Source organism: Mechercharimyces sp. CAU 1602, from assembly GCF_024753565.1.
Lineage (GTDB): Bacteria > Bacillota > Bacilli > Thermoactinomycetales > JANTPT01 > Mechercharimyces.
Genome location: NZ_JANTPT010000001.1, coordinates 704,287 through 717,642 on the forward strand (window position 1 = coordinate 704,287; position 13,356 = coordinate 717,642).

Consider the following 13,356-nt stretch of genomic DNA (forward strand, 5'->3'; position numbering starts at 1 on the left):
TGCTGAGTATAGTGATGTTAGGGTGGGTCATCAGGGTCATCGGAATGTGATTTAAATAAATGGCCGAAAAACCCGCAATAAATGTGCCTATGGAAGGAGGGGAAAAATATGGTTAGATTGAAAAAAGCAGCGCTTCGCCCAGTACGCGAACGATTGCCATCCTCCTCGGCTGAATTATTAAGCGAAGAAGAATTGACAGAGTGTATCGAAGTTCTGTGTGATAGCAAGGCGAATGAGTTTCGTCTTTATGGGTACGAAGAAGTGACGAGCGAACAAGTTTGGGCTTGCATATCTGAAGATTATCGCCGTGGAATGCCTCGGCTTAACCGATTAGTAAACGATATCTTATCGTTAAAACCGGGTCGTTTTATGAACTGGTTAATGCTGAGCGTATATAAACAACCGGACGAACATCGGAGCTCTTGAGGAAAGGACGAAAGCCTTCGGCGAAACGGATGCCGGTGGCTTTTTTCATTTCCATTTTCACAAATTGACATCAACTTTAGCAGTTGGGATAATGAAAATGTTGTATAGTGCGAAGGAGGAGCAATAGATGAAGGTTCGTTGGAGTAGGTTGATCGTATTTGCTCTTATCGTGGTGGCAATTCTGACAACCACCGTGTTGACGAGTAAACAGATCGCAAATGACATAACATTGGGACTGGACTTACAAGGTGGCTTCGAAGTGCTATATGAAGCGAAGCCATTAGAAGAGGGACAGAAAATTGATGAAAAAACGATGATCGCCGCAGCGGATGCCGTCACGCGGCGGGTAGATGTGATCGGGGTTGCAGAGCCTTCCATTACAATTGAAGGAGATAATCGCATTCGCGTTCAGTTAGCAGGTGTTCCTAACCAAGATGAAGCGCGTAAGATTTTAGGGAAAACTGCGGAGTTGACTTTTCGTGCCCCAGATGGAAAAGAAGTGTTGATGCGCGGCTCTGATATCTCACCTGGCGGAGCAGCTCAAAGTTTTGATGATATGAATCAGCCTATCGTAACAGTTGATTTTAAAAATGCAGATAAATTTGAGGAGATTACGAGGGAATACGTTGGTCAACCAGTACCCATCTACTTAGATGAAGAGGAACTGAGTGCGCCGGTGATTCAAAATGTGATTAGTGGTGGATCGGCCAGCATTAGTGGTAACTTTACGGTGGAAGAGGCGAAAGAATTAGCAAGCCTTCTTAATGCGGGGGCTCTTCCAGTAAAGCTAGTTGAACAACATAGCTTCGCCGTCAGTGCAAGCCTGGGACAAACCTCGCTCGAGAAAAGTTTGATTGCGGGTATTTATAGCGTTATATTGATTTTTCTCTTTATGATTGGGTTTTATCGCCTGCCAGGTGTGGTAGCCGTCATTACTCTAATCACGTATTCATATTTGGTCATGCTTACCTTCTCCTTACTTAATGTCACCTTAACATTAGCAGGCATTGCGGCCTTTGTGTTGGGGATCGGGATGGCGGTAGATGCTAATATCATTATGTATGAACGAATTAAAGAAGAGATGAGGCTGGGTAAAAGCATTCCAGCTGCTATGCGATCCGGTTCACGTCGCTCTTTTCTCACCATTTTTGATGCGAATGTGACCACGATCTTGGCAGCGCTGGTTCTCTTCTATTTTGGTACGGCAGGCGTGCAAGGGTTTGCGGTATCGCTGATTGTAAGTATCATTATCAGTTTTGCGACGGCAGTCGCCCTCGCGCGTATCTTGCTCACTCTGCTTGTACGTGCCAATGTGCTTAAACGCCCTGCGTTGTTCGCTGTGAAGGAGGATGAGATCCGTGAATTATAAAACCGTCGATTTTGTAGGTAAGAAAAAGTTATTTTTTCTCATCTCCCTCGCGATTCTGTTGGTGAGCATTGGCTCTCTGGCGATGCAAGGACTTAACCTGGGGATTGAGTTTACCAGCGGTACACGACTAGATTTGACGCTCGAAAAAGATTTCGATTTGGAAAAGGCAAATAAAGAGCTGGAGACGCTCGGTTATGAGAAGCCGGATACTCGAATAGCTGGTAATGATAACGATATTTTTGTGTTTCGCACAGGGGAAGCTTTAGGTAATGAAGACGTAGAAGAAATTCATCAACACTTTAAAGATGTGTACGGTAATGATGTAGGAAAGCAAGAACAGAAAGTAACCCCGATTATTGGACAAGAACTAGCGAAAAATGCTTTGTTGGCAGTGTTGATCGCTTCTGTAGGGATTATTTTATATGTGACGATTCGCTTTGAGTATCGCTTTGCGGTGGCGGCTGTTTTGGCCCTATTCCATGATGCTCTCTTTGTGATCGGCATGTTTTCCATCTTCCGTTGGGAGGTAGATTTGGTCTTTATTGCAGCGGTTCTAACTATTGTTGGGTACTCGGTTAATGATACCATCGTCATCTTTGATCGAATTCGTGAAAACTTAAGCATGACGAAACCGAAGAGTTGGGATGACTTAGCCGGTGTTGTAAATGAGAGTTTGCAGCAAACTCTAGTCCGCTCTTTTAATACTGTGTTAACGGTAGCGTTTGCTGCTGCGGCTCTCTTCTTATTTGGGGGAGAGAGCATCCGTACCTTTTCACTGGCACTTCTACTCGGACTGCTTTCGGGGACCTATTCTTCCATCTTTATTGCTAGTCAAGTTTGGGTAAGTTGGAAGTGGCGTTCAATGAAGAAAGAGCAGCTGAAAACACAAACTGCTGAATAGGATAGAGGAAGAGAAGCCGCGGGAGAGCCGCGGCTTCTTTATCCATGAAGGAGAGGTGCCGATATGAGAGGGGAGCCATATGACCAGGCGGAAAGAGCGGCATGGATCGGGATCATTGGAAATCTTTTGCTATCGATTTTTAAAGGAACGATTGGTATGGTTGCCAACAGCCGTGCTCTCATTGCTGATGCAGCTCACTCGGCATCAGACGTGGTTGGCTCACTGGCGGTGTTGATTGGGGTTCGTGCGGCCAAGATGCCACCTGATGAAGACCATCCCTACGGTCATGGGAAAGCAGAATCGGTAGCGGCGATTATCGTGTCGGTACTCCTTGGTGTGGTTGGAGTGGAAATAGGATACGGTTCGTTTCAAATGTTATTTACACCAGTAGAAGCTCCAGCTGGGCTTGCGATGATCGCGGCTGTTATTTCGATCTTGGTGAAAGAGGCGATGTTCCAATATAAATATCGCTTGGGGAAGAAAATAGGTAGTCATGCTTTGATTGCAAATGCATGGGAACATCGCTCAGATGTGTTTTCTTCTATTGCCGTTCTCATTGGAATCGGTGGGGCAATTTTAGGTGAACGTCTTCATATCTCTTCGTTAATCTACCTGGATGCGCTAGCGGGAATTGTTGTTTCTCTACTTGTCCTGCGTATGGCATATAAATTAGCACAAGAGGCGATTCACTACACGCTGGATCATGTGTTGCACAAGGAAGATGCTGAAGAGTTGGTTCACGCAGCTGCCCAAGTGAAAGGGGTATTAAAGATTGATGAGCTTCGTGCAAGAGAGCATGGGTATTATGTTATTGTGGATGTGAAAGTAGCGGTAGACCCCCAGATCACGGTGGAAGAGGGTCATGCGATCGGAAAACAGGTAAAGCTCACACTTATGCGACAATTTGATCATGTATCAGATGTGCTGGTTCACATAAATCCCTCTCAAAATAACTAGTCTATCTGTGCTATAATAAAGTCGGTCAAGTGAGGTGAACTTCGATGTTACAAGCAAAGACGCGTTGGCAATTAGCTACGGTCGAACAATCGAAAGTGGAACGATTGACAGCTGAACTTCATGTGAAACCGTTAGTGGCCTCTCTGTTGCTTTCACGCGGAATCGAAGATCCAGTAGAAGCGAAACGCTTTTTGCACGTTCATCCTGAGCAGTTACACGATCCGTTTTTGCTCGATGGGATGAAAGAAGCAGTTGCTCGCATTCAACAAGCGATTGCAGCAGCAGAACCGATCGTTATCTATGGTGATTATGATGCTGATGGTGTAAGTAGCACCAGTTTGATGATGAAAGTATTTCAACGTTTACATGCGAATGTCGATTATTACATCCCTAATCGCTTCTCAGAGGGCTATGGATTAAATAAACAGGCATTAGAAAAGATACAGGCAAACGGTGCCCATTTAGTTATTACGGTGGATACGGGTATTAGTGCAATAGAAGAGGCAGAGCTGTGCAAAGAACTGGGGATCGACCTCATTGTGACAGATCATCATGAGCCACCCGAAGTTCTTCCCGCTGCCTACAGCGTGATTAATCCTAAGAAACCTAACTGTACTTATCCTTTTGATGGTTTAGCTGGTGTGGGGGTTGCCTTTAAACTGGCTCAAGCTCTTCTAGGTGAGATGCCTGAGGAGGTATTGGAGTTTGTCGCTCTGGGGACGATCGCAGATCTTGTTCCCCTGCTCGATGAAAATCGCGTATTAGCGGCACTGGGCTTGCAAAAGATGAATCAGCGCCGGATGACAGGATTAACGGCTCTATTTGATGTAGCTGGGGTGAGTGACCCGATTACTGCTGAGGATGTGGGTTTTTCGATTGGTCCTCGTATTAACGCGAGTGGTCGCTTGGATTCCGCCAACAAAGCGGTAAACCTTCTCTTGGCAGAAGATCATGAAGAGGCACGGGTGCTGGCGGAAGAGCTAGATCATTTAAACCGGACAAGACAAAAAATGGTGGAAACGATCGCGATAGAAGCGGTGGCACAAGTAGATCAGAACCGGGAAGCGCACGAACATGTGATTGTAGTAGCTGGGCAGGGCTGGAATGTGGGTGTGATTGGCATTGTGGCTTCACGCTTGGTGGAGAAGTATTATCGTCCGGCCATTGTGTTAGGGATTGATTTAGAGACAAACGAGGCAAAAGGGTCTGCTCGCAGTATTGCTGGCTTTGACATGTATCGAGCATTAAGCCGTTGTAAAGAGTGGATGACTAAGTTTGGTGGACATCCGATGGCGGCGGGAATGAGTTTGCCTGCAGATCATATTACCTCACTTCACCAAAATTTGAGTGAGATTGCGATGCAGGAGCTAAGTGCCGAAGATTATATCCCCCTTTCCCGTGTGGATGCCGACATTACGTTGGATCAGATTGATCTATCACTTCTGGAACAATTAGGGGCATTGGCACCCTTTGGCGTAGCCAACCCAACTCCGTCTATCCGGATCAGTGGCGTGACCGTAGAGCGGAAGCAACGATTGGGGCAACAAAAAAACCATCTTAAGTTGCGGATAAAAAGTGAGGAGAATCACTTAGATGTGATCGGTTTTCGCATGGCAGGTTTGGCGGATCAGATGTCTTCTTCCGCTTCCCTTCAACTGTTAGGTGAACTAACTATTAATGAATGGAATGGTCGCCGTACGCCACAGCTACTGTTGCGTGACCTCGCCATTCCTCATGTTCAATTATTTGATTGGCGTGGTAATACGAGTCTGATGGATAAACTAGAAAAAGTGACTCATCTCCCAGATGTTGCTGTGATCGCTCCCGAGCAGCAACGGGACAAGTGTGGTCAAGCTTCCATGATGACATGGGAGGAGTGGAATGAGAGGCATGTGTTAAAACCGCTATCTTTTAAGCACTGGGTATTAGCTGATATCCCACCTTCATTAAATGAGTTTAATCAATGGTTGCAGACATTGGATCATCAGGTGGAGCGCATATACTTTATCTATGGAGATACGGAATGGGAGGGAGAATGGTATTCTCTCGATCGGGAAAAATTTAAGCGACTATACGGATACCTGTTACAAAAGAGGTCTGTTCTCGCTAAGCGAGATCTGGCGGGATTAGCACGACAAGTAGGATTATCGGAACAGATGGTTCGTTATATGATCGGCGTATTTAAAGAATTGGAGTTTATTGTTGAAACTGCTGGACGGATAGATGTGGTGCAACAACCTGCGAAAAAAGAGTTAGCGGAGTCATCGCTCTTTCGTCGCCGTGAGGAGCAGGTAGAAGTCGTTTCAGCTCTCATCTATTCTTCATATAAGGATTTATACGCATATATACAGGAACAAACGAGGATTCAAATTGATTTAGGAGGAGACCGAAATGGACTTCAGAGACAAAATTCGCGTAGTGAAGGACTTTCCACAACCGGGAGTTCAATTTAAGGATATCACCACCCTATTAAAAGATGGTAAAGCCTTTCGGCAAGCCATACAGGCGATGATTGAGCAGGTGAAAGGGGAACAAATCGATCTCATCGTTGGACCGGAGGCGCGTGGTTTTGTGGTAGGTACGCCCTTTGCCTATGCACTGGGGGTTGGTTTTATACCCGTACGTAAACCGGGAAAGTTACCAGCAGAAACGATTTCCGCGAGCTATAGCTTGGAATACGGTAAAGATCAGTTAGCATTGCATAAAGATGCGATTCAACCAGGTCAGCGCGTGCTAATCGTCGATGATCTACTCGCCACCGGAGGAACGGTAAAGACCACTGTTGATCTGGTGGAACAACTTGGTGGACATGTGGTGGGAGCTTCTTTTGTGGTGGAATTAACTTATCTTAATGGGCGGGATCAATTAAGCAAAGATCTGAAGATTAATTCGCTTATTCAATATTAGTATTAGGGAAAACCGCTAGCTTTTGCTATCGGTTTTTTGCTATCACTATACATAGATAGGTTTCATGTTGATTGTACGACTTTAAGTAAATTGTTTGGAAAGAGGGATATGCGATGAAATTTGTTGATAACGAACATCACACCGACCCCAGAATCAATTTGGCGATCGAAGAGTATCTGTTGAAACATCTCGATGTGGAGAATGAATCGTATCTGCTGTTTTATATAAATGAGCCGTGTGTGATCGCGGGTAAGAATCAAAATATGGTAGAGGAAATTCATGTAGATAAGGTGCAACAAAAAGGGATACACACAGTGCGTCGCCTATCGGGCGGGGGAGCGGTTTATCAAGATTTAGGTAACCTTAATTTTAGTTTCATTACGAAAGATGACGGTGATAGTTTCCTTAACTTCCGTCGTTTCACACAACCAGTAATCGAAGCTTTGCACCAGATGGGAGTAGAGGCTGAGTTGACGGGGCGGAATGACATTCAAGTAGGGGAAAAGAAGATCTCTGGGAATGCACAGTTTACGACAAAAGGACGTATGTTTAGCCATGGAACCTTAATGTTTGATGTTAATTTGGATGATGTGGCGGATGCACTACATGTAAAAGCTGAAAAGTTTACATCTAAAAGCACGAAGTCAGTACGCTCCCGTGTTACGAATATACGCCCGTTATTAAATCAGGATATGACGATCGAGGAGTTTAAGCAAACTCTTCTTGATTACATCTTTAGAGGGGAAAAAGAAGTATCTCGCTATACGCTGACGGAAGCAGATTGGAAAGTGATTAATCAAATTTCGAAAGAACGTTATCAGAATTGGGAATGGAACTTTGGTAAGTCTCCCAAATTTAATGTACATCATGCTAAACGCTTTCCCATCGGGACGATTGACGTGCGTCTCGATGTAGAAAAGAACATGATTAAAGAATGTAAAATTTTTGGTGACTTCTTTGGGATGGGGGATGTAACCGATGTGGAAAGTGTATTAAGAGGGGTACGATATGATAAAGATGCAATTACTGAAGCAGTTCATGATCTGGATATTCAGCATTACTTCGGAAAGATAACAAAGGAAGAGTTCGTTCAGCTGGTCTACTAGTAGTGTATAAGGGTGATCCATATATGAAAAATGGATCACCCTTATACACTTAGAAGAAAGTTTATCATTAGATTCTTTTTTTTTACTCATATCTGATAAAATGAGAAGAGGGTATATTCTTATTTTAGGGAAGGGTTGATGCATCATGCCACATTACTACCACTTAGGAAATATTCCACGTAAGCGGCATACTCAATTCCGTAAAGAAGATGGGACGCTTTACTGGGAACAAGTGATGGGAACGAAAGGCTTTTCAGGCATTCAGTCTATCTTATATCATCTACACCCACCTACTCAAATTCGGGCGGCACGTAAAGTACGAGATTGGTTTCCATCCCCAGAGGAAGAAGGGGCGAACCGCCACCGATTGTTACGTACAGATCGATACCCAGAGGGCGGGGATGCGATTGATGGACGAAGGCACCTGCTTTTTAATACAGATGTAGCGATTGCTACGGTTGCACCGACTGAGCCGATGACGTATTTTTTCCGCAATAGCGATGGTGACGAAGTTTTATTTGTACATGAGGGAGAAGGGATATTACAGACGCTGTTTGGACAGATTCCTTTTCAGGCTAAGGATTATCTTGTTCTACCTGTAGGCACCACTTATCGGCTAGAAATTACAAGTGCAAGCTCTCGCTTTTTGGTGATTGAATCGTCTGGGGAGATTACAACACCAAAACGGTATCGCAATGAACATGGACAATTAATGGAGCATAGTCCATTTTGTGAACGCGATTTCCGTATGCCGCAGCAATTGGAAACCATAGATGAAGTAGGTGAATTTGAAGTACGAGTAAAAGCGCGTAACCAATTACACGCTTATACGTACGACACACATCCGTTTGATGTAGTCGGGTGGGATGGTTATCTATATCCATGGGCGTTTAACGCTGATGATTTTGAGCCGATCACAGGCTCGATTCACCAACCTCCACCGGTTCACCAAACATTTGCGGGGCCTAATTTTGTGATTTGTACCTTTGCTCCGCGCCAATTTGATTATCACCCGGAGGCAATTCCAGCTCCATATGCACACAGCAATGTAAATAGCGACGAAGTGCTCTACTATGTGGAAGGCAACTTCATGAGTAGAAAGGGTGTCGATATAGGGGCGCTTACTCTTCATCCCAGCGGTATTCCACATGGACCTCATCCGGGTACAGTAGAAAAGAGTATTGGGAAGGAACGGACGGAAGAGTTAGCAGTGATGATAGATACTTTTAAGCCACTACAAGTAACACGTGAAGCACTACAAGTGGAAGACGAATCGTACTTAACCAGCTGGCTACCACGGCGATAGGAAAAAAGGAAAGGAGAAGATGTATGCAAATTGATCCAGCTCAACAGGCAACCAAAGATAACTATAAGCTATTGATCGGGAGTATTCTCCCACGACCGATTGCATTCGTCACTTCTATGGATACGAATGGAGTGGTAAATGCTGCTCCTTTTAGTTTTTTTAACGTGGTGGGTACCGAGCCACCGATGATAAGCATTTCTTGTATTCGTAAGCCTGGAGGGAGGGAAAAAGATACCGCCCGTAATATTCGTACGACCGGGGAATTTGTTGTGCAAGTGGTAGATAAGGATAACGTGGAGGAAGTAAATGAGGCATCCACTGAATTTCCCAGTGGAGTAAGTGAAGTGGAAATGGTGGGATTAAAATTATTACCAAGTGATAAGGTAGCCCCTCCACGTGTGAAGAAAGCAAAGATTCATATGGAATGTCGACTACAACAAATAATCCCCATTGGAGCCGGAGAAGGTGACCATCCTAATGCAGATTTAATCATCGGGGAGGTTATATTATTTCATATTAAAGATGAACTGTTATTTGAGGGGAAAATAGATACAGCACAGTTAGATCCTCTAGGAAGGTTAGCTGGGGTGGAATATGGGAGTATTGGAGAACGTTTTGCGATGCCTCGTCTTCCCTATGAAGAATGGATAAGAAAGCAGAGCAAATAAAGGAGTGGCAGCTGCTCCCCCTTCTGCCCAACGTAGATGGCATGATATAATGAGAGGCGAGTAGCTTTTTGTGATGCGTAGGTTGCGTAGGTAGGGGGAGTCAATGGTGTTACATCTGTTACGTGTTTTATTTAGGTACATTCAACAGCTCTTGAGCTGGAGTAGATCAAACCTGAAGAAGTTGTGGGGCGATGTTGGAAAGCGGAAGCGATCATCGCACGAATTTGATTCATCCCCGTACGTCGCTGAGCTGCAATATAAAGATCGGGATTTAGATTTCCGTATGCCGCTAACTAAAGCGGAAGCAGTTGTTTATAATGAGGCGAAACAAGCGTATGAGAATATAAAAAATAGTGTAACTGACTCGCGTACGCATGATCATTGGTTAGCACGTAAATATCTAAGTCTCCATGATTACTTTAGTCGTGAAATTGAACGCCATGCACAAAAAAGAAAAAGCGATACGATCGCTGCTGAAAAAACCATCTATTTCTGTGAAGCACAAATTGAGTACGCGCCTGTCGCTGTACGTGCTTTCGCAGACGATCCGATGACAGAGGCGTTACCTGCACACTTGGGGTATGAGACCCTCTACACGATTCGTGCGGAACAAGGGGAGTATGGGGAAGCAAAACATATCGCTTTAACTGCATGGAAGCAGGGGTGGGAGGGAGACTGGCAAGCGAAGGCTGAGCGTATGGATCAAAGTATGAGTATGCGGCAGGCTTATACGAACCAAGGAAAGAAGGGATGAATATCACCCTATCGTTATAATTAGGTGAAACTGGAGTCATCCTAGGAGTAAAAGGAAGAAGGATGGCGATGATGGTAATAAACAAACGAACGCTCCAGAAGATCGTAGTGGTCTCTCTCTTACTGCTTCTACTGACAGGGATGTTGCCTGCAGAAAGGAGTGAAGCGGATCCTTCACTTGTGACTCATCCCTCTATCGTAGTAGAAGGGAAAATGCATTATATTGCGATAGAAGGAGGATGTTGGGTGTTAGAGACCTCATTTGGTAAGAAATATCAGTTGCATGGTGCACAGGTGAAACAATTGCATGTACCTGATTTAAAAGTGATGGTGAGAATCATACCCACACCAGATCGTTATACAGCTTGTCAGATGGGGGAATCTGCTCAACTTGTTCAGATTTTGCGCATGACAAAAATGTAAGCGCTTTCAGATAAGATAAAGATGAACCGATGAGAGTGAGGAGAATAAGGATGAAACGAAATTGGCATATGGACACTGATCTGGTACACGGGTCGATTCAACCCTGTTCACAAACGGGGGCGATTGTGCCTCCGATCTATCAAACCTCTACTTTTGTTTTTTCTGATGCGGAGCAAGGGGAACAGCGCTTTGCTGGTACAGAAGAAGGCTATATTTACACGCGTCTGGGTAACCCTACTCTGGCGATGTTGGAAGATCATATTGCTCAGATGGAAGATGCGGAGGCGGGTGTTGCTTTTTCTTCAGGCATGGGGGCAATTTCAAGCGTTTTGATCAGTCTGTTGGCTAGTGGTGATCACATGCTGTGCTCGGATGGCGTTTATGGGTGCACATACGGTCTCCAATCCATGTTACAAGAAAAATTTAAGGTAGCGACCAATTATGTAGATATGAGTGATCTTAAACAAGTAGAACAGGCGATCAAACCTGAAACCAAGGTGATTTTTGTAGAGACTCCGATTAATCCTACAATGAAAATTGCTGATATTGCAGCGATTAGTCGTATGGCTCATCAGCATGGAGCTGTGCTGGTCGTCGATAATACCTTTTGCACGGGGTATCTGCAAAAACCGATTGCACTAGGGGCTGATATTGTAGTTCATAGCGCCACTAAATATATTGGAGGTCACGGAGATGTGATTGCCGGTATTGCAGTGGGTAAACAAGATATGATGGAAAATATACGTCAGACTACTTTAAAAGATATTGGGGGAGTTCTCTCTCCGTTTGATGCGTGGTTATTATTACGAGGGGTGCGTACCCTGGCAGTGCGAATGGATCGGCATGTACAGAATGCACAGCGGATTGCGAGCTACTTTCAACATCATACTGCTGTTCAAACTGTGCTGTATCCAGGTTTATCTGATCATCCACAACATGAGCTAGCAAAAAGGCAGATGAAAGCAGCTGGAGGAGTGATTAGTTTTCGCGTATGTGGAGGGAAAGAAGAAGCGAGACACGTATTGGATTCTGTTAAACTATGTAAATTAACAGTAAGCTTAGGGGAAGTTTCTTCTTTAATACAGCACCCAGCAACAATGACACATGCGGTAATTCCGGCAGAAAGACGACAACAGATGGGAATTACGGATAACCTGATTCGCATCGCAGTGGGGATTGAACATGTAGACGATATTATTTTTGACTTAGAACAGGCGCTTCATCCATTACAGCAACTGGCAAATAGGTAAAGAAAGGTGCGAGCTTATATTTAGCTCGCACTTTTGATTATCTAACAACAACCTCTATCATCGTAGTTGATGATCCACTCCGTTTCTTCTCCCGTCCGTGAACAGCGGGCAAAGGTTTCCCCTTGTTGATAGGAACGTCTCTCTCCTTGATGCGAGCGGTATTCTCCCGGTTTGGAGACAGCTTCTCCACTACGGAATGTACGGTGTTTCTCTGCCATAAGATCACCTCCCTGTATCTTAGTATGGTCGTTTTTACGTGAGGGATCGCTGGAGAATAAGCTCAATTTCATTAGTGATACATCGGTTGCGAACACTTTAGTAACTTTAATAAACATTGATTTATAAAGATGTTGATATACAATGAGGAGTAGATACACGGAATCGAACGCCAAAACGATATCATGATATATTTGGAATATTTATTTTTATTGGGTGAGAAAGCTTAATTACTAGATGGATGGTGAGTCTATGCGTGTTTCATTAGTGCAAATGGAAGTAGCTTGGGGTAATCCAGATAAAAATAAGAAGATAGTGGAAGAAAGAGTAAGGGAGGCCGTGGCAGAGGGCGCTGAAGTGATTCTTTTACCAGAATTATGGAATACAGGATATGATTTAACCCATCTTGAGGAACTGGCTGATGAGGGGGAAGTAAAATCCTGGCTAGCATCACTAGCAAGGCAGCAACGAATCACTCTGGTGGCAGGATCGATCGCTGAAAAACAGAGAGGCCAGATTTACAATACCAGTTATACATTTAACTCCCTGGGGAGCTTGATTAACACCTACCGTAAAGTCCATCTGTTTCGATTAATGGAAGAAGAGCAGTATTTGGAGGCTGGAAATACCCGTACGCTCTTTCAGCTAGGTGAGTTAAAAGCGGGAACGGCTATCTGTTACGATATTCGCTTCCCTGAATTTATCCGCTCTTATGCACTTGATGGAGCAGAGCTTCTATTTGTCCCTGCAGAATGGCCTCATCCACGACTTCAACATTGGCGCGTATTGAATCAGGCGCGCGCGATTGAAAATCAGATGTTTGTGATTGCAGCCAATCGAGTGGGAGCAGGTGGCGGAACACGCTTCTGTGGACATTCGATGGTAATCGATCCGTGGGGCAATATTATTGCAGAAGCAGGAGAAGGAGAAGAAGTGCTAACTGTGGATATTGACATTAGTGAAGTAGCGCGCGTGCGTGAGATGATCCCTGTGTATGAAGATCGGATGGTTATTTATTATCGCTTGTAAGAAAGAAAAAGACTGGCTCTAACCTGTACCAGATTGGAGCCAGTC

General features: G+C 44.5%; 14 protein-coding genes. 13 read left to right on the forward strand and 1 reads right to left on the reverse strand.

Annotation, left to right across the window (positions count from 1 at the left end):
* Positions 1–108 precede the first annotated feature (108 nt).
* The 12 genes from NXZ84_RS03725 (at position 109) to megL (ending at position 12,066) form a co-directional block, all read left to right on the forward strand.
* Positions 109–426, forward strand: coding sequence for a post-transcriptional regulator (locus NXZ84_RS03725; RefSeq protein ID WP_258838936.1), 318 nt, complete (start codon positions 109–111; stop codon positions 424–426).
* Positions 427–553: 127 nt separating this feature from the next.
* Complete coding sequence (gene secD, locus NXZ84_RS03730) at positions 554–1,795, forward strand: protein translocase subunit SecD (RefSeq protein ID WP_258838937.1); 1,242 nt, start codon at positions 554–556, stop codon at positions 1,793–1,795.
* The gene (secF, locus tag NXZ84_RS03735) at positions 1,785–2,696 is read left to right on the forward strand and encodes a protein translocase subunit SecF (protein ID WP_396654001.1); all 912 of its coding nucleotides are present in this window, start codon (positions 1,785–1,787) and stop codon (positions 2,694–2,696) included. Before secD ends, secF begins: the two co-directional genes overlap by 11 nt.
* A gap of 63 nt (positions 2,697–2,759) precedes the next feature.
* A complete protein-coding gene (locus NXZ84_RS03740) occupies positions 2,760–3,653 on the forward strand; it encodes a cation diffusion facilitator family transporter (RefSeq protein WP_258838939.1) in 894 nt (297 codons plus the stop codon).
* 44 nt (positions 3,654–3,697) lie between these two features.
* On the forward strand, positions 3,698–6,106 hold the full coding sequence (recJ, locus tag NXZ84_RS03745) for a single-stranded-DNA-specific exonuclease RecJ (RefSeq protein WP_258838940.1): 2,409 nt from the start codon (positions 3,698–3,700) through the stop codon (positions 6,104–6,106).
* Positions 6,045–6,560 carry an adenine phosphoribosyltransferase gene (locus NXZ84_RS03750; RefSeq protein ID WP_258838941.1) on the forward strand — a complete coding sequence of 172 codons (516 nt, stop codon included), beginning with the start codon at positions 6,045–6,047 and terminating at the stop codon, positions 6,558–6,560. Before recJ ends, NXZ84_RS03750 begins: the two co-directional genes overlap by 62 nt.
* A gap of 113 nt (positions 6,561–6,673) precedes the next feature.
* Entirely contained in the window at positions 6,674–7,666 is a 993-nt protein-coding gene (gene lplA, locus NXZ84_RS03755) for a lipoate--protein ligase (protein WP_258838942.1), read from the forward strand.
* A gap of 145 nt (positions 7,667–7,811) precedes the next feature.
* Positions 7,812–8,972, forward strand: a complete 1,161-nt coding sequence (locus tag NXZ84_RS03760) for a homogentisate 1,2-dioxygenase (RefSeq protein ID WP_258838943.1) — start codon at positions 7,812–7,814, stop codon at positions 8,970–8,972.
* A gap of 23 nt (positions 8,973–8,995) precedes the next feature.
* Positions 8,996–9,640: a flavin reductase family protein gene (locus NXZ84_RS03765; protein WP_258838944.1), complete on the forward strand. Its 645-nt coding sequence runs from the start codon at positions 8,996–8,998 to the stop codon at positions 9,638–9,640.
* Between the two features lie 106 nt (positions 9,641–9,746).
* Positions 9,747–10,394 (forward strand): hypothetical protein, encoded by a 648-nt coding sequence (locus NXZ84_RS03770; RefSeq protein WP_258838945.1) that lies wholly within the window; start codon positions 9,747–9,749, stop codon positions 10,392–10,394.
* Between the two features lie 68 nt (positions 10,395–10,462).
* Positions 10,463–10,816 carry a hypothetical protein gene (locus NXZ84_RS03775; protein ID WP_258838946.1) on the forward strand — a complete coding sequence of 118 codons (354 nt, stop codon included), beginning with the start codon at positions 10,463–10,465 and terminating at the stop codon, positions 10,814–10,816.
* 50 nt (positions 10,817–10,866) lie between these two features.
* Complete coding sequence (gene megL / locus NXZ84_RS03780; RefSeq protein WP_258838947.1) at positions 10,867–12,066, forward strand: methionine gamma-lyase; 1,200 nt, start codon at positions 10,867–10,869, stop codon at positions 12,064–12,066.
* A gap of 41 nt (positions 12,067–12,107) precedes the next feature.
* On the opposite strand, the gene NXZ84_RS03785 is transcribed toward megL, so the two are convergent.
* Positions 12,108–12,284: a hypothetical protein gene (locus NXZ84_RS03785; RefSeq protein WP_258838948.1), complete on the reverse strand. Its 177-nt coding sequence runs from the start codon at positions 12,282–12,284 to the stop codon at positions 12,108–12,110.
* Between the two features lie 250 nt (positions 12,285–12,534).
* Between NXZ84_RS03785 and NXZ84_RS03790 the strand changes: the two genes are divergently transcribed.
* On the forward strand, positions 12,535–13,311 hold the full coding sequence (locus NXZ84_RS03790; protein ID WP_258838949.1) for a carbon-nitrogen family hydrolase: 777 nt from the start codon (positions 12,535–12,537) through the stop codon (positions 13,309–13,311).
* Positions 13,312–13,356: the final 45 nt, after the last annotated feature.